19 protein-coding genes, 1 tRNA gene, 1 pseudogene and 1 other annotated feature are annotated in these 19,586 nt (G+C 40.0%); of the genes and pseudogenes, 8 read left to right on the top strand and 13 right to left on the bottom strand.

Annotation, left to right across the window (positions count from 1 at the left end; translation table 11 throughout):
* Positions 1-56: 56 nt before the first annotated feature.
* The 8 genes from phnE (AB5Z52_RS08500) to rplU form a co-directional block, all read right to left on the bottom strand.
* The gene (gene phnE, locus AB5Z52_RS08500; RefSeq protein WP_003126186.1) at positions 57-842 is read right to left on the bottom strand and encodes a phosphonate ABC transporter, permease protein PhnE; all 786 of its coding nucleotides are present in this window, start codon (positions 840-842) and stop codon (positions 57-59) included.
* Positions 839-1,621 (bottom strand): phosphonate ABC transporter, permease protein PhnE, encoded by a 783-nt coding sequence (phnE, locus tag AB5Z52_RS08495; RefSeq protein WP_003126185.1) that lies wholly within the window; start codon positions 1,619-1,621, stop codon positions 839-841. The genes phnE (AB5Z52_RS08500) and phnE (AB5Z52_RS08495) overlap by 4 nt, the downstream gene beginning before the upstream one ends.
* Positions 1,618-2,406, bottom strand: a complete 789-nt coding sequence (phnC, locus tag AB5Z52_RS08490; RefSeq protein ID WP_005471132.1) for a phosphonate ABC transporter ATP-binding protein — start codon at positions 2,404-2,406, stop codon at positions 1,618-1,620. The genes phnE (AB5Z52_RS08495) and phnC overlap by 4 nt, the downstream gene beginning before the upstream one ends.
* Positions 2,407-2,487: 81 nt before the next feature.
* Entirely contained in the window at positions 2,488-3,414 is a 927-nt protein-coding gene (locus AB5Z52_RS08485) for a phosphate/phosphite/phosphonate ABC transporter substrate-binding protein (protein ID WP_288551486.1), read from the bottom strand.
* 524 nt (positions 3,415-3,938) lie between these two features.
* Positions 3,939-4,391 carry an N-acetyltransferase gene (locus AB5Z52_RS08480; protein ID WP_003126182.1) on the bottom strand — a complete coding sequence of 151 codons (453 nt, stop codon included), beginning with the start codon at positions 4,389-4,391 and terminating at the stop codon, positions 3,939-3,941.
* Between the two features lie 90 nt (positions 4,392-4,481).
* A complete protein-coding gene (gene rpmA, locus AB5Z52_RS08475; protein WP_003126181.1) occupies positions 4,482-4,775 on the bottom strand; it encodes a 50S ribosomal protein L27 in 294 nt (97 codons plus the stop codon).
* 12 nt (positions 4,776-4,787) lie between these two features.
* The gene (locus AB5Z52_RS08470; protein WP_003126178.1) at positions 4,788-5,132 is read right to left on the bottom strand and encodes a ribosomal-processing cysteine protease Prp; all 345 of its coding nucleotides are present in this window, start codon (positions 5,130-5,132) and stop codon (positions 4,788-4,790) included.
* Between the two features lie 26 nt (positions 5,133-5,158).
* Positions 5,159-5,467: a 50S ribosomal protein L21 gene (rplU, locus tag AB5Z52_RS08465; RefSeq protein ID WP_003126177.1), complete on the bottom strand. Its 309-nt coding sequence runs from the start codon at positions 5,465-5,467 to the stop codon at positions 5,159-5,161.
* 19 nt (positions 5,468-5,486) lie between these two features.
* Positions 5,487-5,558 (bottom strand) — a sequence feature (ribosomal protein L21 leader region).
* A 145-nt stretch (positions 5,559-5,703) separates the two neighbouring features.
* On the opposite strand from rplU, the gene AB5Z52_RS08460 reads away from it, so the two are divergent.
* Positions 5,704-6,351, top strand: a complete 648-nt coding sequence (locus AB5Z52_RS08460; protein WP_003126176.1) for a uracil-DNA glycosylase — start codon at positions 5,704-5,706, stop codon at positions 6,349-6,351.
* Positions 6,352-6,370: 19 nt separating this feature from the next.
* Here the strand turns inward: AB5Z52_RS08460 and leuD are convergent, their stop codons facing one another.
* The 4 genes and pseudogenes from leuD to AB5Z52_RS08440 form a co-directional block, all read right to left on the bottom strand.
* The gene (gene leuD / locus AB5Z52_RS08455) at positions 6,371-6,961 is read right to left on the bottom strand and encodes a 3-isopropylmalate dehydratase small subunit (protein WP_005471126.1); all 591 of its coding nucleotides are present in this window, start codon (positions 6,959-6,961) and stop codon (positions 6,371-6,373) included.
* Complete coding sequence (gene leuC / locus AB5Z52_RS08450) at positions 6,961-8,340, bottom strand: 3-isopropylmalate dehydratase large subunit (RefSeq protein ID WP_368243193.1); 1,380 nt, start codon at positions 8,338-8,340, stop codon at positions 6,961-6,963. The genes leuD and leuC overlap by 1 nt, the downstream gene beginning before the upstream one ends.
* Positions 8,341-9,379, bottom strand: a pseudogene (gene leuB, locus AB5Z52_RS08445) (3-isopropylmalate dehydrogenase).
* Complete coding sequence (locus tag AB5Z52_RS08440; RefSeq protein ID WP_005471121.1) at positions 9,376-10,896, bottom strand: 2-isopropylmalate synthase; 1,521 nt, start codon at positions 10,894-10,896, stop codon at positions 9,376-9,378. The pseudogene leuB and the gene AB5Z52_RS08440 overlap by 4 nt, the downstream one beginning before the upstream one ends.
* A gap of 618 nt (positions 10,897-11,514) precedes the next feature.
* Between AB5Z52_RS08440 and AB5Z52_RS08435 the strand changes: the two genes are divergently transcribed.
* From AB5Z52_RS08435 to AB5Z52_RS08415, 5 genes are all read left to right on the top strand, one after another.
* Positions 11,515-12,210, top strand: coding sequence for an O-methyltransferase (locus AB5Z52_RS08435; RefSeq protein WP_003126170.1), 696 nt, complete (start codon positions 11,515-11,517; stop codon positions 12,208-12,210).
* Positions 12,211-12,299: 89 nt separating this feature from the next.
* Positions 12,300-12,373: transfer RNA gene (locus tag AB5Z52_RS08430), tRNA-Arg, on the top strand.
* A 200-nt stretch (positions 12,374-12,573) separates the two neighbouring features.
* On the top strand, positions 12,574-13,209 hold the full coding sequence (locus AB5Z52_RS08425; RefSeq protein WP_288551487.1) for an SHOCT domain-containing protein: 636 nt from the start codon (positions 12,574-12,576) through the stop codon (positions 13,207-13,209).
* A gap of 19 nt (positions 13,210-13,228) precedes the next feature.
* Positions 13,229-13,558, top strand: a complete 330-nt coding sequence (locus AB5Z52_RS08420; RefSeq protein ID WP_288551488.1) for a hypothetical protein — start codon at positions 13,229-13,231, stop codon at positions 13,556-13,558.
* A 100-nt stretch (positions 13,559-13,658) separates the two neighbouring features.
* Positions 13,659-14,939 (top strand): Y-family DNA polymerase, encoded by a 1,281-nt coding sequence (locus tag AB5Z52_RS08415; RefSeq protein ID WP_288551489.1) that lies wholly within the window; start codon positions 13,659-13,661, stop codon positions 14,937-14,939.
* Positions 14,940-15,632: 693 nt separating this feature from the next.
* Here AB5Z52_RS08415 and bsh read toward each other — a convergent pair.
* A complete protein-coding gene (gene bsh / locus AB5Z52_RS08410) occupies positions 15,633-16,607 on the bottom strand; it encodes a choloylglycine hydrolase (protein WP_003126166.1) in 975 nt (324 codons plus the stop codon).
* Between the two features lie 269 nt (positions 16,608-16,876).
* On the opposite strand from bsh, the gene AB5Z52_RS08405 reads away from it, so the two are divergent.
* Together AB5Z52_RS08405 and AB5Z52_RS08400 are read left to right on the top strand one after the other, a co-directional pair.
* A complete protein-coding gene (locus AB5Z52_RS08405) occupies positions 16,877-17,749 on the top strand; it encodes an AraC family transcriptional regulator (RefSeq protein ID WP_005471117.1) in 873 nt (290 codons plus the stop codon).
* A 204-nt stretch (positions 17,750-17,953) separates the two neighbouring features.
* Complete coding sequence (locus AB5Z52_RS08400; protein ID WP_288551490.1) at positions 17,954-19,408, top strand: helix-turn-helix domain-containing protein; 1,455 nt, start codon at positions 17,954-17,956, stop codon at positions 19,406-19,408.
* Positions 19,409-19,586 lie beyond the last annotated feature (178 nt).

Genomic DNA, 19,586 nt, shown 5'->3' with positions numbered 1-19,586 from the left:
ACCGAATCTCCAATTGAATCGAATAGAGCTGTGTGTAATTGCCCTATTTCTTATTCTTAGACCAATCGTTTGCGTAAACGCCCCGAAATAAAATCAATACAGGTAACTGTCAAAATAATACCAAGCAAAATGATGCCCACACGACTCCAAGATCGTGCATTGATAGCAAAAATCATCGGTGTACCAATCCCTCCTGCTCCCACTATTCCCAGAATCGATGCAGAGCGAACAGCTAATTCAAAACGATATAAAGTAAACGACAAAAACTCTGGAATCAACTGCGGTAAAGTCGCAAATCCTAAAACCGCCCAGCGATTTCCGCCAGCACTCACAACAGATTCAGAAGGTCCCTGATCCATATTTTCGATCGCTTCACTATATAACTTGGCCAACATACCTATGGAATGGACACTGACGGCTAAAACGCCCGCAAAAGATCCTGGACCAACAGTTTTAATAAACATGATGGCTAGAACAATCTCAGGAAACGTGCGAATCGCTGTTAAGACGACTTTTCCTGTGCCCGACAAGAATCTAGGTGTATTTTTGCTTCGAGCTGCCCAAAACGCAAAAGGAATACTTAATAAAGAAGAAATAAATGTACCAACAAAAGCGATGGCTACCGTTTCAATCATTAAACTGAACAAATCTTCGCCATCCCCGGTATAGACATAACTCCAATCCGGATGGATCAATCCGTAGAAAATTGCCCCTAAGATTTGACCAACGTTTTCTTTGATAGTAGCTAAGGGGATTCCTGCAAATGCCCAAATATAAATAGCAACCAGAACGAGCACGAAAAGCCATTTTCTTTTTTTCTGGGGTTCCGTTGGCAACATCATAGCAATCGCTCCCTTACTCTATTACTGATGGTATCTATAAGAAGAACAACGATAAAAATCGCCAAAACGATAATTGCCGTTTGGTCGTAGCGAAATTGACTCAATGATCGTTGCAAAAAGACACCGATTCCTCCCGCGCCGATATACCCTAAGATCGTTGAGGCGCGAACATTGATTTCAAAGGCATACAAAAGATAACTTAAAAAATGACTCGTTACCTGCGGAAGTACCGCGTAACGGATAATCGCCAGTTTTGATCCCCCTGAAGCGGTGACAGCCTCGATCGGTCCCGCTTCAATTGTTTCGATCGACTCATAAAATAATTTCGTAATCATCCCAAAAGAAAAGATGGAAATTGAAGTCACACCAGCTACCGGACCAATACCGACAACTGCTACGAACAGCGCCGCCAACATCAAATCAGGAATCGTTCGTACGATATTCAAAAGAAAGCGAAAAATCCCCGATAACCAAGGAATTGTTAGGATATTTCTGGCTGCCAGCAAAGAAAAAGGCAAAGCAATGAGCGCCCCAAACGTTGTTCCGACAATTGCCATTTGAATGGTTTGAAGAAGAGGCTCCACAATGATCGTACTATACGACCAATCTGGTCGCAGCATTTTTATCAGTATCACGTTCATTTGATCCGCATTTTCAAAAAAACGGCGAAGATCGACTCCCGTAATCGATCCACTCAAAATCAAGACGAGCAAAAAAAGCACCAACCAAAGAATATTCTTCCATAGTCCGCTTCGTTTAGGCAACAATTGAGTGGTCATTTTTCTGTGCCTCCTTGCTCTTCGATAATCTCACTGCCGTAGATTTCTTTTAATTTTCGGTCAGTGGCTTCGCTAACTGGTCCATCAAAAACAAGGCAACCATCACGTAACCCAATGATCCGTGTACCATACTCTCGCGCTAATTGCACGGAATGCAAATTGACAACGATCGTAATACCTAACTCTTGATTGATCCGCTTTAAATCACTCATGACCTTCTCCGTTGTCATAGGATCCAGAGAAGCTACCGGCTCATCCGCTAAAATGATTTTTGGTTCCTGAGTCAATGCCCGTGCAATCGAGACCCGTTGTTGCTGCCCACCAGACAATTGATCGGCTCTTGAATAAACTTTTTCGGCTAGATTCACTCTTTGTAGCGATTGATAAGCTAGTTCCTTATCCGCTTGTGGAAACAATCCCAAAAGCATCTGAAGAGTGGGGTGATAAGCGACTCTTCCAGTGAGAACATTCCTTAAGACACTCGAACGTTTTACCAAATTGAAGCTTTGGAAAATCATGCCAATGTCTCGGCGAATCAAACGTAATTCTTTGCCCTTTGCCTTTGTAATGGAGCGATTATCGATCAAAATTTCGCCACTGGTGATTTCGTGCAAGCGGTTGATGGAACGCAGCATGGTTGATTTCCCCGCACCAGACAACCCAACAACGATCACAAACTCCCCTTGATCGATGTCAATATTCAAATCTTTTAACCCCAGCACACCGTTTGGATATTCTTTTGTCACATTTCTAAACGAAATGATCTTTTTATTTGCTAACGCCATGGTTCTCCTACTTTCTCTCATTAAACTACTTTTATAAAATTGAAAAGGGTATCTGTTGATACGATACCCTTTCTCTGCCGCTTATTGTCCTACTTGTTCTGCATATTCACGAACGATATCAAAATTACTGTCTTGGGAGACTACATAGCCTTCATGAGAGTAGATATCTGAAATGATTTGATGACCTTCTTCATCTTTACCAATTTCGATAAAGGCATCTTGGATTTTTTTGTCCCATTCCTCACTCATATCACTGCGAACACTAATGGTGTCATTCGGGATTGGTTCTGTGAAATACATAGGTTCCACGTCATTCATGATTTTAGGATAATCTTTTTTCACTGTATTTCGCGCATCTTCAAAAACGAAAGCCGCATCTACATCTCCGTTCAAGACAGCCAAAACTGCTTGGTCATGACCTTTGACTTGAACTGTCGTTACATCTTTATTGATGTCTATCCCTTCTTTTTGAAGTTCCGCAACTGGCCAAACATACCCAGCCGAAGAGGTTACATCTTGTGTAGCGATCGTTTTCCCTTTCAAATCAGCTAATTCCTTGATATCGCTGCCGCTCTTGACCACAACCATTGATCGATAGCTATCCACCAATTCATCTGTCGCTTCACCACCAGGCTGCTTGATTCCATATCGCTGTGCCTGCAGTAATACTTTTACATTGCTTTGTTCATGAGCCAAAACATAAGCATTTGGAGGCAAAAAGCCCACATCCACTTGCTTAGAAGCCATTGCTTCGACGATCGTATTGTAATCTGTTGAAACACTTACGGTAACTGGAATTCCTAATTTATCACTTAGCAGCTTTTCAAGCGGTTTCGCTTTAGCCTCTAACGTTTCTGCTGATTGCGAGGGCACAAATTGAACTGTCAACTTTTCTGGAACATATTGTTCCTCTGCACTCGAACTAGATTCTCCCGCTCCGCAAGCTGCTAATGCCAATCCAGTTGCTAACCCTAATCCAACGATTCCTACCTTTTTCCAAAGCTTCATTCTTCTTCTCCTTTGTGTTAAAAATCAGAACAACCAATTAACGAACTTTACCTTTTTGATTATAGAAAAACGTACATTTAATTACAACTATTTTTTCACTATAAATGGATATTTTTTAGTAAAATCAATCTAATCACGAACATTAACTTGTGTACCTTTTCTCAATCAAAGAGTATTTCACAGTCTGTCAATTGCTTTGCTCTACTTTAAAAAGAGTACCAACGCAATTTATTGTTTGTATTTACAACACGTAAAGTTTCTGTTAATCCTCTCGAAGATAGTTGTGATCTATTGGACATGTCATCAATCAGGAAATTCTCTACTTTTGAGGCTATAATTCTCTCTTCACATCTACCGGTAACTAGTTTGACCAAGATTACCAAAACAAAAGTTTGAAGAGACAGATCGAAAAGACGATCGCCTATTCTTCCCCGGACTTACAACAGCAGTCTTTCAAGTGCAAAAAAACTCATGGCTGTCGGCTCCTCACATCCAACACCACCATGAGTTTATTTTCAACCAGATTATCTCCATTCTTTCAACAACACGGTCTCATCATTTACAAACTCTCCAGTTGCAACAAATCCAAAACCTTCGTACATTTGTTTAGCGATCGTATTTTCTTTAACGGAAGAAATTCGTAGTTCTTTTGCTTGGATCGCCTGCCGGAACCATTCAATCGCTGCTTCCATTGCCTGTGATCCATATCCTTTTTGCTGAAAGCGATGATCAATCATAAAACGCTCGATCCACCATGATTCTTTTGCATAATCTTCATCCGCTTCGTAATAACTAAACAATAAGAAACCGATCATTTCTTCTTGATGATAAATCGCAAAAGCCTGCCGAGCTTCTTCATATACAGCTTCCAGCAAAGAATACCAATTAGGCGCAACAAATTTTTCTTGTTCTTTGGTTGTTTTTAGTTCAATACAGCCACGATAATTCTCTTTTGTGATTGGTTTTAGCCGGATCATTTCAGACCTCCTCTAATTAAATCGCTTTCAAACAAACCGAATAAAAAAAGATGACTTACTAAGGATATAGTAAATCATCTAACTGTATTATTAAGCTTCTTGCGCTACTGGGTATACAGAAACTTGCTTTTTGTCGCGGCCTTTACGTTCGAAACGAACAACACCGTCAACTTTTGCAAATAATGTATCATCTCCACCGATACCTACGTTTACTCCTGGGTAAATTTTAGTACCGCGTTGGCGATAAAGGATTGATCCACCTGAAACAGTTTGACCATCAGCACGTTTAGCACCTAAACGTTTTGATTGAGAGTCGCGTCCGTTAGAAGTAGAACCGCCACCTTTTTTGTGAGCGAAGAATTGCAAATTCATTTTCATCAACATGAGATGCACCTCCTAGTTTTCTTTGATTGTTTTAATTTGGATATAATCGCTGTATTCTTCTTGAACAGATTGCAGACCAATCAATAGATTCTCTAAAAGAATCTGAGAGATATTCGACTGCTCTTGGGTCAAACGAGGAACAAGTTTAACAAGAAGGTAGCCACCTTCTTCATTGTTCGCTTCAACGATTGGTGTTACACCAGCCAAAGCATCGATCCCATTTACCGCACTGATCGCTAATGCTGAAGCAGCTGCGCAGACGATGTCTTTGCCATATTCTCCTGCTTGCGCGTGACCGGTAAGTTCAAAAGAAACAATCCGACCAGAGTCATTACGCTTGAATGTCCCTTTGATCATATTCATTACCCTACTTTTCGTAAGAATTATGCATTGATTGCGTCAATAACAACTTTTGTGTAAGGTTGACGGTGACCTTGTTTGCGGTGTGAATGTTTTTTAGGTTTGTATTTGAAAGTTACGACTTTCTTTTGTTTGCCGTGTTTTTCTACAGTTCCTTCAACAGTTGCACCAGCAATGATTGGGGCACCTACTTTTGTTGATTCGCCACCTACTAAGATCACTTCATCAAAAGTAACTTTTTGTCCAGCTTCTACATCTAATTTTTCAACATAGATTGCTTGACCCACTTCAACTTTTACTTGTTTACCACCAGTTTTGATAATTGCGTACATGCTCTAAAGCACCTCCTTCTATTATACTTAGACTCGCCATCCCAAGTGACTTTCGTACTTAATAACTTGTTCTGTGCGGTTGTAGCTGTGGAGTCCACAATTACAACAGATTAACTTTATCAAAATGTTTCCGTAAAGTCAATGAAAAATAATGATTTATTTTTGTCATGCCGCTTTACTATTTTTTTTAAGTAAGTTGTTTTACTATAGAAGAAAGAAACAAATGAGGTGTTAAAATGAACTACCCAAAAAAACTAGCTGAGCCAATCATTGAACAATCAAAAGCCTATCAGCTTGAAGGTTTTGTTCCTGGTCAAGGACCGCTTCATCCCAAATTAATGATCGTTGGTGAAGCACCTGGACGGACCGAAATCGAGAATTTTATTCCTTTCAGTGGCCAAGCAGGCAAAGAACTGATGGCCTCTTTGGCGTTAGTCGGACTGACACGTGAAGAGGTATATATCACGAGTGCAGTACGGAGCCGTCCCTATTCGATCAAAGAACGAATCAACAAACGAAGTGGCGCACATGAAGTAGTGCACCCCAATCGAACGCCAACAAAAAAAGAAGTCTTGTTGCATGCGCCTTTATTGGATTACGAAATCCAAAAGGTGGATCCGCCTTTGATTGCTACGGTTGGAAACATCGGGTTACAAAGATTATTAGGCAATCGCTATTCCATTACAAATGTTCATGGGCAGCCAATCAGAAGTGCGATCCAACAGTTGAATGCTGAAAAAAATGGTTATACGTGGTCTGACAAACAATACCTGATTGTTCCAATGTATCATCCCGCTGCCATTTTTTATAATCGAACATTGGCTGAACGGATCCATCAAGATTGGTCTGGCTTGAATCGCATCAGAGAGCATGGCTTGCACTAGCATCTCGCAATTCTGTCTTTTAGTTGCGGCGATAATGAGGGATTGTTTTTTCATAAGCAGTGATTTTTTCTTCTTCTTGCAACGTGATGCCAATCTCATCTAATCCATTGACCAGTTTATGCTTCCATGTTGCATCGATCTCAAAAGGATAGACCGTTTGTTTGACAGTTACGTGCTGTTTGGGAAGATCAATAGCGATCCTCTCATCAGGAGCCAATGCTGCCAATACTTGACGAGCAGAAAGCGATAAAACGATAGGCAGCAAGCCGTTTTTCGTTGCATTCATATAAAAAATATCGCTAAAACTGCCGGCAATCACTGCACGAAAGCCGTAGTCCATCAGCGCCCAAGCCGCATGTTCACGCGAAGAACCAGAACCAAAATTATCTCCAGAAATGAGGATAGATGCTTCTTTGTATTCTGGAAAGTTCAAAATAAATTCAGGATTTGAACGGCGATTTGATAAATAGCGCCAGTCATCAAAAAGGTATTGACCAAATCCTGTCTTTTCAACCCGTTTTAAATAATTTTTCGGTAAAATTTGATCCGTATCAATATTATCATTCATTAATGGGATCGTTTTCCCTTGATAGTAAGTGAAGGCTTCCATTAATTTTTCCTCCCGACGATTTCTCGAACATCTACAAAGCGTCCATAAACAGCGGCAGCCGCAGCCATTGCTGGACTGCATAAATGGGTACGGGCATTCTTACCTTGACGTCCAACGAAGTTCCGATTTGATGTAGAAGCACAATGGACGCCCGCTGGTACTTTATCTGGATTCATGCCTAGGCACATGGAACAACCAGGCTCTCGCCATTCGAAACCTGCATCTTTAAAGATCTGATCTAACCCCAGTTTTTCTGCCGCTTTTCTAACTGGACGTGATCCTGGAACCACGATGCCTGTGACCCCATCTTTGATTTTTTTTCCTTCCAAAATAGTTGCGGCTTCTTGCAAGTCAGAGAGTCGACCATTTGTGCAGGAACCGATAAAAATATATTCAATTGGAATATCTTCGGCTCGCTGTCCAGGGTGCAATGCCATATATTGATAAGCTTGTTCATCATTATGGTCACGAATTTCAGGAAAGACTCCACTGATAGGCACTCCCATCTCAGGATTGGTTCCCCACGTAATATAAGGTTCCAGCTGAGAGGCATCAAGAGTCAGTTGGGTATCAAAAACAGCATCTTCGTCGTTTTTTAGCGTTTGCCAGTCTGCAATTGCGTCAGCGAGCTCTTTGGGTGCATATTCCCGACCCGCGACATAAGCAAAGGTTGTTTCATCAGGGGCAATCAGCCCTATCTTCGCCCCACCTTCAATCGACATATTACAAATCGTCATGCGCTCCTCCATTGACAGATTCCGGATTGTTTCTCCATAAAATTCAATGGCATGACCTACTCCAAAATCCGTACCGTGAGTGGCGATCAGGGCAAGAATGATATCTTTAGCGTAGACGCCTGGTTGCAAAGTTCCCTTGATCTCAATCCCCATACGTTTTGGTTTCGTTTGCCAAATCGTTTGAGTTGCAAAAACATGCTCCACCTCACTTGTGCCAATACCAAAAGCGATAGCTCCAAACGCGCCATGTGTGGCTGTATGTGAGTCTCCACAAACGATCGTCTTCCCCGGTTGTGTCAGACCGGTTTCCGGGCCAACCATGTGTACGATTCCTTGTCGGGCTGAGCCATTGTCACATAACTGTATCCCAAATGCTTGGCAGTTGTTGCGCAGTGTATCTATCTGTTTCTTTGCAACCAAATCCGTGATCGTAAAAATATCTTTAGTCGGGACATTGTGGTCCATCGTTGCAAAGGTCTTTTCAGGGCAACGAACACGCCGGCCAGCTTGCCTCAGTCCTTCAAAAGCTTGAGGAGAAGTCACTTCATGGATCAGATGCAGATCGATATATAACAGCTGTGCCTCACCTTCTTCCAGCACTACATGACGTTCCCAGAGTTTGTCAAATAATGTTTTCCCCATTCAGTAGCCCCCTAATTTTTTGATTACCGCATTCGTAAATTCTGTTGTAGTAGTATTCCCTCCAAGATCACAAGTCACGACCCCATCTTCCATCACTTGATAGCACGCCTGCTCCATCTGATCAGCAATTGATTTCATCCCAAAAGAAGTTAGCATCATCCCCACAGACAGAATCATTGAAATGGGATTAGCAATATCTTTGCCGGCAATATCCGGTGCTGAACCGTGAATCGGTTCATACAGTGAAACCCCAGAAAGACTATGACTTGCACTAGCCAAAACACCTAATGATCCTGGTAGGACTGACGCCTCATCGCTGAGAATATCGCCAAAAAGATTTTCAGTCACAATCACATCGAATACAGTTGGCTGTTGCAAGATCTTCATAGCGGCAGAATCAACATATTGATGTGTTAACTGACAATCGGGAAATTCTTGCGCTACTTCATTCGCCACCTTTCGCCATAATTTGCTTGTTGCCAAAACATTGGCCTTGTCCACGGACACTACTCGCCGTTGTCTAGTTCGTGCGATCTGAAACGCCTTTCGTAAGATACGGCGAATCTCTTCCCTATGGTAATAATTCAGATCCGAAGCCTCTGTTGTCGATAGCTTTTTTTCTCCAAAATAAATGCCGCTCGTCAATTCTCTTACCAGTACCAGATCGGTTCCTTTAACGATCTGCTCTTTCAAAGGAGAAAAGGGTAAAAAAGCATCCGTTACTTTGATGGGGCGAATGTTGGCATAAAGATCAAGCGCGCGCCGCAAGTCCAATAAACCTTTTTCCGGTGTATAAGCTGCATTTTCCCACTTGGGATCCCCAATGGCTCCGAGCAAAATGGCATCCGCTTGCTGACAAGCTTGCAATGTTTTTTTTTGGCAGTGGTGTGCCATACTGCTCAATGGCTTGTCCGCCAAATGCATAAGACTCAAAAGAGAAATACGGGTTGCTTGGCAAACACGCCTTTACAATTTGCAATGCACTGGTCATGATCTCCGGTCCGATGCCATCACCAGCAAGAACGACGATTTTCTTCATTTATTCTCGCCTCGATTCTTCAAAGCAGCGCTGGCTTGTACATAGGCTTTTGCAGAAGCTTGCAACACATCAAAATCAACACCGATCCCACTGATTTGTCGGTTTGTCTCTGCGCATTCGATAGCTACATGAACTTCTGCTTGCGCATCTTCTCCACTCGTAAGAGCCGTGATTTCATAATTTAGCAGTCGCGGTTGCTGATCAAAAATCTGGTCGATCGAATTATAGATTGCTTGAATGCTCCCAGCGCCAATTGCTGAGGCAACATAAGATTGATGATCTTTTGTGATCGATACCACGGCACCTTGATGACCATTGGAGACATATTGTAGCTGAACAGCCTCTAATTCAACGCCCTCTGTTTGCGTGCGACCTTGATCCGCTGCTAACGCCAGCAAATCCTGCTCCGTTACTTGTTTCTTTTTGTCTGCCAGTTCTTTGAATCGTTTGAACAATGCATTTGTTTCCTCAGAGTCAAACTGATAGCCTAATTGATTCATCTTTTCTATAAACGCATGCCGACCAGATAATTTTCCCAGCGGTAGCGAATTTGTTTGAACACCGACTAATTGCGGCGTAATGATCTCGTATGTCTCAGGATTCTTCAAGACGCCGTCTTGATGGATGCCCGATTCATGTGCATAGGCGTTTCCTCCAACGATCGCTTTATTCTTAGGAACAGCGATCCCTGATAGTCGAGCGACTAGGTCACTGGTTCGTTTGGTTTCGCCTAACTGGATATTCGTTGTGCAGTCATAGAAATCTTGACGCACATGCAATGCTAGTGCCACCTCTTCCAACGCCGTGTTTCCGGCCCGTTCACCAATGCCATTGATCGTTCCTTCCACACGAGTGGCTCCGTTCTCAATAGCTGCCAGAGCATTCGCCGTTGCCATTCCCAGATCATCGTGACAGTGGGAGGAAAACATAATCGGTTCCTTGCTTTTGGTATTGGCAATCAAATAGGCAAATAATTCGCCATAGGCAGTGGGATTACTATAGCCAACGGTATCTGGAATATTGATGATGGTCGCCCCGGCATCGATCGCTGTTTGAACCGCTTCTAACAGAAAATCTTTTTCTGTGCGGGTCGCATCTTCTGGAGAAAATTGAACCTTGTCAAATAAGGTTCTAGCATAGGTAACATGTTCTTTGATTGCTCGGATTACTTCTTCTTTAGTCATGGCTAATTTATAACGGCGATGGACTTCACTGGTTGCCAAAAACACATGGATCTGGGGACTTACTGCTTGCTTTAATGCCTCATAAGCGCGATCAATATCTTTAATTTGACAGCGTGCCAGACCTGCCACTGTCATCGTGGATACAGCAGTTGCGATTGCTTGAACCGCTGCAAAGTCTCCTTCCGAAGCAATTGGAAAACCTGCCTCAATTGTATCAATTCCCCATTTTTCCAGCTGTAAAGCAAGCTGTACCTTTTCTTTCGTATTGAAATTCACTCCTGGAGTCTGTTCTCCATCTCGAAGGGTGGTGTCAAAAAACTGGATCTGTCTCAAACTGATTCCTCCTCTGGCTCATTTGTTCTTTTAGGGTATAAAAAAAGCACTCCATAAAGGTCTTCCCTTTATGCAATGCAAATAGGACTCTTCTGTTTCACGTCATCAGATCATGAAATACAAAAAAGAGTCCTCACGGTAATAATAAGTTGCTAGTGTTCATCGGCCTATTTCTATTCATTTTATTCACCTGTCACTTTCTGCTTCTCGTTACCTTATATAAGAAGATACCGAAAGACACTGCATCTGTCAATGCTTTTAATTGAATTTTCTGAATATTTAGATAGATAATATTAGAGAAAAAGAAATAAAAGTGTCCTTTTCTCTCTTCATATCTCTTAGAAGTAAGAAATTATTTTGAAATACGTTCCTTTAAAACAGATTTTTTTCAGCGAATACTGGTTATATCTTCACAGACTCTTAACACAATTTAAACATTGCTCTGTTAGTATCATTGTATACCAAAAATTATTTTTCAACCTTTCTCCCCTACCAGTCATTCGACTGGTTTTTTTGTCTTACTGAGCAAAAGATCTGTTCTTTTCCCAAGTAGAAAGGATTGAACTCAAAGAGAGTTATCCGTATAATAAGTAACAGAAATTATTTAGGAGGATCAGGATGCGTAACGAAATGATGCATCGTCCAGTAGTAAAAAAAGAACTAGTGGCGTTTATGCGGGAAAAACAAAAGCAATTAACTGGGAAATTAGGTCAAATCGAACAGGCAGCTCATGAAAAAGAAGTTCCTATTATTCCGCATGAGACAGTGGTGTTCCTGCAATTTTTATTAGGACAAATGAAGCCCAAGCAAATATTAGAAATCGGTACAGCAATCGGCTTTTCTTCAAGTTTGATGGCACAGTATGTAGGTGATGGTCACGTAACTACCATCGATCGCTATGATGTCATGATCAAAAAAGCCAGAGAAACTTACAAACAATTGGGCCTTGAGGATAAAGTCACTCTTTTAGAGGGACAGGCAGCAGACGTTTTGCCGACACTTGATGGCCCTTACGATTTTATTTTCATGGATAGTGCAAAGTCTAAATACATCGAATTTTTACCGGAATGCTTACGACTTTTACGTAAAGGCGGCGTGTTAATGGTCGATGACGTCTTTCAGGCAGGAACGATTTTAGATCCTATAGAAGACATTCCACGAGGACAACGGGCCATCCACCGTAAACTAAACCTTTTCCTCAATACAGTGATGGATCATCCCCAACTGACTTCTAGCTTAATTCCCTTAGGAGATGGCGTTATCCTTATTACGAAAGAAGCAGATCATGTGGACGTGGCTACAACTAGCGAGTAACGAGTCATTTTAAAGAAAGTTGGCAAAAATAGCGAAAAGCGATTGACATTAGGCGCTCCTTTTTCTATAATGTTATTTGTTGCTGACTTGTCATAGTAGCTCAGCTGGATAGAGCATCCGCCTTCTAAGCGGACGGTCGGGGGTTCGAATCCCTCCTGTGACGTTATTTAACCGTCGAGAACCCTTGTTCTTGGTGGTTTTTGTTTGTTCTTGTGCCAAATGTGTGCCAAATTGATTTATATTTTTTATTATATCCAAAATCACGAACTCAAATTTCGTTCATCTGTGTCAAATAATTAATAGGTACTTTACATCTTTTTCTGATACAATGAAACTATAAAATTAATGAAAAGAGGAACGGATATGGGTTTGTTTAGCAGCAAAGCGGATAAAGAAAAGGCAAAGATTGAAAAAGCGAATCGTAAAGCTGAAAACGAAAAAATACTAAAATACTTTAAGAACCATAGTGACTACAAAGTTGGCGACATGTATTTTGATGATAAACATGGCAAACTATTTATAAAGAAATCTTTCACTATGAACCGCTCTCAAGCTGTTTACAATTACGACGAGCTAATCAGCTACACGCCTATTTTTGAAGGTGGTAAAATCAAAAAACATCATGGCATTACACGTGCAATTGTTGGCGGCGTTTTAGCTGGTCCTGTTGGTGCTGTTGTAGGAGCTGGAACTGGCGGGAAAGAATTTGATACCATAAAGCGATTAGGCTTCATCCTTCACCTTACTGAAAATCGCTCTCAAAACTATATGCTTATGATTTCAGAATCAAAATCAGATAGTTTCCTTACGAAGTCGGCGATGGAAGATTACAACAACATTGCAGCTAAACTGGATCAGATAATTTCTTCAAATGCTCAAGAGCCTACATCTGCTGGCAGCAACGCCGATGAGTTAAGAAAATTCAAAGGCCTTCTTGATGATGGAATTATTTCTCAAACAGAATTTGATGAAAAGAAAAAAGAACTGTTAGGATTATAAGCAAAGAAGGATGATAATCATGAAAAAATTAAGAGTTGTACTATTAACTCTATTTGTTGGATTGTTTTTGGTAGCTTGTGGCTCAAATGAGAAGAAAGCAGATTATACCACAGAAGAAGCAGAAGCAGCACTTAACAATGGAGAGGACATTAATGGAAAAACCGTTCAGATAACTGTTGATGAGTATGTACCAAACGGAACACTAGGCTATACGATTCAAACTGGAGAACATCTGAATTTTATTTCTTCTGATAATCCCGATGTCAAAAAAGGCGACCAACTAATAGTTAAGGTTGTCAAAACAGAAAATGTCTTAGGTTCGTTTGTAATGACCTTCGAAAAACAATAGCTACGAGCCTTGCTCTAATCGAGCAGGGCTTTTTTATTTGCGTTGTTCGCTTTACAAAACGAACGTAAGTTCGTATACTTTCCGTAAGGAGTGAGCTATTATGGGAAGTTTTCGATACGAACTTGAGCCCAAACGTGACATTCTTTTTATTGATGTAAAATCATTTTATGCTTCGGTTGAATGTGTTCAACGTGGATTTCATCCGCTCAAAACAATGCTAGTTGTCATGTCTCAATCGGATAATACTGGAAATGGGTTGGTCCTTGCCGCTTCTCCTTTGGCGAAAAAGAAGTTAGGCATTTCAAACGTTACTCGTGCTGATAATTTACCGAACCATCCCCTCCTATTCAAGGTTCCTCCACGCATGAACTTATATATAAAAGAAAATCTGAAAGTAAACAACGTATTTAGGAAATATGTAGCTGACGAAGACCTGCTTCTCTACTCTATTGATGAATCAATGATGGATATAACTAAATCGCTAAATTTGTTTGTACCGGACAAAAGTCTCAGTCGCAGTGAAAGACGATGGCGATTAGCTAAGATGATTCAGCGTGATGTATATGACACGACGAAGCTCTATGTGACAGTAGGAATTGGCGATAATCCATTGCTCGCTAAGTTAGCATTAGACAACGAGTCAAAGCATAATAAATCTTTGATCGCCGAGTGGACCTATCAGGATGTAGAAAGTAAAGTTTGGAACATCTCCCCTGTGACAGAATTCTGGGGCATTGGATCACGCACACAAAAACGACTTGAGCGAATGGGTATAGAAACGATTGAGCAACTTGCGAAGGCTAATCCTGATTTGTTGCGAAGTCGAATGGGAATTATTGGTGAGCAGTTATATCATCACGCTAATGGAATTGATCGAACAATAATCTCTGAGCCAGCTCCTCAGACGAGAGACAAGAGTTATGGTAATAGCCAAGTACTAAACAGAAATTATTATCTCCAAGATGAAATCGAGATTGTTGTTAAAGAGATGGCTGAACAGGTTGCTGCACGTATTCGTAGACATCACTGCCAAATTTCTTGTGTTTCCATTTACATTGGTGTTGCTTTTGGAGAAACACAAAAAGGGTTCTCACGACAGATGACGGTCCCACCTACTGATAACACAAAGAAGCTAGTTGAACATTGCCTTTTTTTATTTCGTAAATATTATACTGGTCAAGTCGTCCGTCATGTAGGTATCACCTATTCAAAGTTAATTTACACATCAAGTATTCAGCTTGATTTATTTGCTGATGCTGAGGAGCAGATAAAGCAGATTAAACTGGATAAAATCATCGATAAAATACGTGAAAAGTACGGATTTACTTCTAGTTTTGATAACTTCTCATTTTTTGTTAACCCATCACCAATATCTAAATAATGTAAAATTCCTTGTTGTTTTTTCGATGTATCTTTAACCAAAATAACTATTGTTACTCCCGTCATGATATCAAAAATATTTCCTCCTTCAATTTTTGATTGTTCTTTAGTTTTCCCTCTAATGGCTCCTTTTAGGTTCAAAATATAAATAGCAGAAAATTCGTCTATCAAAGATTTACGCATTCCATCCATGGCATTTCCATCTATAAATGAATTATTAGTAATGAAACCAATAACCCCATTTTCTTTGATTTGGTTGCTAGCCCAACGAATTGCACGAATATACGAATCAATTATCCAGAAGGATAAAACTCATGAACTTCCTTAATTGAAATTACTTAGGTGAACCCGTATTCAAAAAACGTTGTTTTACCGCTAAGGACCCTTGGCCTTAGCGGTTTTTGTTTTGCTTTGTGCCCAATATAAATCAAAGATGCACTCTTTGTTCAACCAAAAAGTGCATCTTATCAAACTAGCAAGTTCTTTTATTTTTTCATCTCACGAATGTCCGAGTTATCACGAAAAAACTGTAACACACGGATTCATAAATCAATTATCTAAAGACGTTGGTCATTGCTGCTAGTCATCAATCATCTTCTGTCGTATTTCTTAGCAATAAAAACCAACTTCTCTTTCGATCACGTCATCCAAGCGATACGTACGCTACCGTTGTTCTCTGAAAGTTATTTACCGATTAATTAGCAACGTGTATTTGCTGTTGTTCAACTAACGGATAACTAATCAGTTTTTCACTGTCTAGGTCTTCTTTATGCATATCTACGGCGACGATTTGACTATTTTCATAGGTCCGATAGTAATAAATCCCTTTGTCGACATTGCAGCAAGAAGAATAAATGGTATATTCATATTTCCCGTCTCCCACATCACATAATCCTTTTTGCTGTTCGACAGACCCTAAAATATGGAAAAATTGGCTGATACTTTCTGATTCTGAATCACCAGATACAGAATTCAGTTTTGTGAATGCAGCCTTCACAAATCGAGACATCGAGGACAAATCCCCAGGCAACCCAATTCCGCCCATTCCTCGACTATACTCATTCAATTCGATTGCATCTGAGAAGGTATTGGTTGGCGTTTTACTAGATAAAGAACGATAGTTATTTAAATTAAACAAATGATAGTCAAAAGAAGGATTGTTCGTTAGGACACCAACAGGATTATCATAGATATGAAGTCCGTCTTTCATACTTTCTACAACGATTGAAGACTCTTTATCCGCTAATAACCAGTGTAAAGGCGACAGCGGAAGATTTTCGCTAAAATTGATATTAACCAAATTGATTTTATTCAACAATTCTTTTGCTTCAGCTACTGTGCTGCATTGCCCTAATATCCAGGGAATGAATTCAAATGGTGTGACATTGTCTTTATTCTCAACCGGTTCTTTGTAATCTGCAAAACCAGCAAAATTTAACCCAGCCATGCTTAAACCTTTTTCATTGGTAGCATCATAATACAGCGGATAATCCGCTATACCAGCAGCAATCCCGATCATCGCATAATGCTGTGATAACTCACCAACTTTTCGAAAAGACAGCTTATAGTTCCTAGGAGTAATCGTGACTACTTCTTCATAAGACAGCTCATAATCAAAGTTTCTACCAAAATAGTGATCTCGCGTTGAATAAGTAATTGATGTACACATATTTTTTCCTCCTAATGTTCTTTTTTTCACTTATATTTTACTCCTATTCACTTTTTTTTCAAAAGAAATGATTGTGTCTCGAACTCAGTTCTTTTATTGGTTATAATCATCTCTAGGAAAATGAACGTTAACAAGTACTCTATTCGTACTTTTCAATAAAACTTATCGTTGTTACACTAGATTTCATACCTATCGTAAAAAAGCATTAATTATCAAAAAACCTTCCAATAAAAGATGTATTCTACATACAAGGAGGCAGTGAGGTGATTATGGATTATACAAAAGACATTCAACTGGCATTACTCTACATTGAAAATAATTTGACTGGCGATCTCTCCTCAAAAGAAATTGCAAAAAAAGCCGGCATGTCAGAATTTCATTTTCAGCGTGTATTTAAAAAACAACTGGGCATGGGAGTATATAAATATCTTCAAAAAAGACGTATGGCCCATGCTTCCCTACTACTTTTGAAGAGCGAATTGAAGATTATCGAAATTGCTCTGATCAGCGGTTTTTCCTCACAAGAGGCGTTTTCCAGAGTTTTTAAGTCCTATTATCAACTCCCTCCTCGACAATATAGAATCCAATTTAAAAACTTTTTTAGGGGGAATCAAAAAATGTGTGAGACAAAAATAAATGGCTGGTTGCTTTCTGGAAATAATTTTGACAAATATGAAGTGACAATTGATCAAATGAATTTTCATAGTGGAAATCAGTCAGTAAAAATGAGCCAAACAGAGAGCTTATACACAGAGAATTTTGCAACTGTTATGCAACAAGTGAGTGCAAAAAATTACATTAATCAACGTGTGCGATTAAGCGCATACCTAAAATCAGAATCAATTGAAGGTTGGGGAGGAATTTGGTTGAGAATTGATGGCAAAAATTTTGAACAATTAGCGTTCGATAATATGCAGAATCGTCCAGTAACAGGCACAAATGATTGGAATTATTATTCTTCTGTCTTAGATGTCTCACAGGAAGCTGAAGTTTTAAATTTTGGGTTTTTGTTGCAGGGAAAAGGCACTTTGTGGGCTGATGATTTTTGTTTAGAAATCGTTCCCAATGATATTCAAACAACCGAATTTAATAGTGAACAGTATTACCCAACGGAACCCCAAAACTTGTCGTTTTCGGAATAAGAATAGTTAATAAATGAGCTACAGTAGAATTCAAGATGCCACAAGACCTTATGGAATACTACTGTGCTTGAAGGATCCAAGCAAAAATCCTGCTCCCCTCCTTTTCTTATACGAAAAAGAAATAGCATTCTGAATCAATGCGAGGTAAAATAAAAGAAAACTTTTTACCAATCAGCTTATTCTGAATCGGAGAGGAAGCTTTCTATGGATACAATGATGAAAAGTATCATTACAGAAAAAGATTTATTACGGCAGATCCTGCTTCTCGAAGAGTTATCCAATCACAAAACGATTACGGCAAAGGCATTGGCTGCTTCGATTCAAACTACAGAGCGGACTGTCTTTACAGATATTCAGTATATTCGAGAGCATTTGCCTGACGGATGGGAAATCGAAGCGACAAGTAATGGCTTTTCTTTACTTAAAAAAGATTCCCAACTAACCAATCAATTATGGGAAAGCTTCTTGCCGCTTTCAATTGGCGCTATGTTGATCAAACAGTTATTCTTTGCAAAAGGAATCTCAACACAATCTTTCTTGCATGACAGTGGTATCTCTTTTGAAACATTGAAACGTCATGTTACAAAAATCAACCGTGGCATTAAACCATACAATATTCGAATTCAGTTGAACGCCAAGCAAGTCAAACTGTCAGGTAGTGAGATCAGCATTCGAGTTTTCTTCCATCGTCTGCTGCTGCCTTTTACCCACAATAATTATTTCTTTGAAGATTATGCTATTCATGAATCACATTATCTTATCTTTTTACAGTCACTGAAACGTCAAGAGTTGGACGTTCTTTCTGAAGAAACTTTTGGCACTTGCTGGTTCTTCATCAATACAATCCGAATCAAAGCCAATTGTCGGGTCAATGCACTCGCTTTTGATCCTTTAGATCCGCTTTTTTTACAATATCATCAGTCGCTCCAGCAAGTTTATCAAAAAGAAGGCGTCTATTTGAATCAGGAGGAGTGTTTCTTTAGTTTCTATTGTTTTCTGGAAAGTTGGAATTACAACAATCAGTGGACAAGCAAAATTGCTGTCACACTAGATGCCTATCAGGAAATCAAACAATCCGTCCAGCGATTTGTTCAAGAACTTGGGCAAGAATTGGCGATTCCCCTACTTTCTGAAACCCAGTTAGCGGACAATTTGCTGCTTTTGGTCTTAAAATTCAATGAATCCGCAAAACTGTCTGAACAATTTCAATTAGAGTATCAAGAAATGATGCACATTCGTCAACACAACTATCAAGCAATTTTTGAACGATTACGGAAATTTATCTTAGATCCAAAATTTGCCATTGTAACCGATGAACCTAAGTATATCTTGAATATGGCTTCACTCCTCGTACAACAAGCTGTGCTTCAGGCACGACCAGTAACGACCCGAGCTTTCTTCTTCTTTCAAGGAGAACCAGCATGGAAAGTTTTCTTGCAACAGGAAATAAGTGATTATTTGGGTTCTAGGATCGAATTAGTCCCAGTCGAACCAGCTGAATTCGCAGGGATGACTACTCGAAATGACGACTTCATTATTTCGAACGTCCCTTTGGATGATCCCAAATTACCAGTCTTCTATCTTTCAATGCTGCCAACTAAAAATGAGCTCAATCAATTGACTGAGCTCATCCAAACCTATTATCTGATCAACCAATGACTTAGCTTAATTCATTGGTTGTTTTTGTATTTTGCCGATTGGCGCGCCGCTTCATTAGATGCTTTTCAACTTCAACCACCGCAAAGAGTAAGAAGCCATTTACCGCGATACTAAGATGCTGTACAAGCGTCAATGTAGTTGTCCCAATCAGTTGCTGCGCAACTGGCAACACCAGAAC

Source organism: Enterococcus sp. RTP21361st1_A6_RTP21361_211029 (assembly GCF_040910045.1).
Classification (GTDB): Bacteria; Bacillota; Bacilli; order Lactobacillales; family Enterococcaceae; genus Enterococcus_D; species Enterococcus_D gallinarum.
Note: the sequence above shows the minus strand (reverse complement) of the source record. Positions and strands in the feature narration are given on the sequence as shown.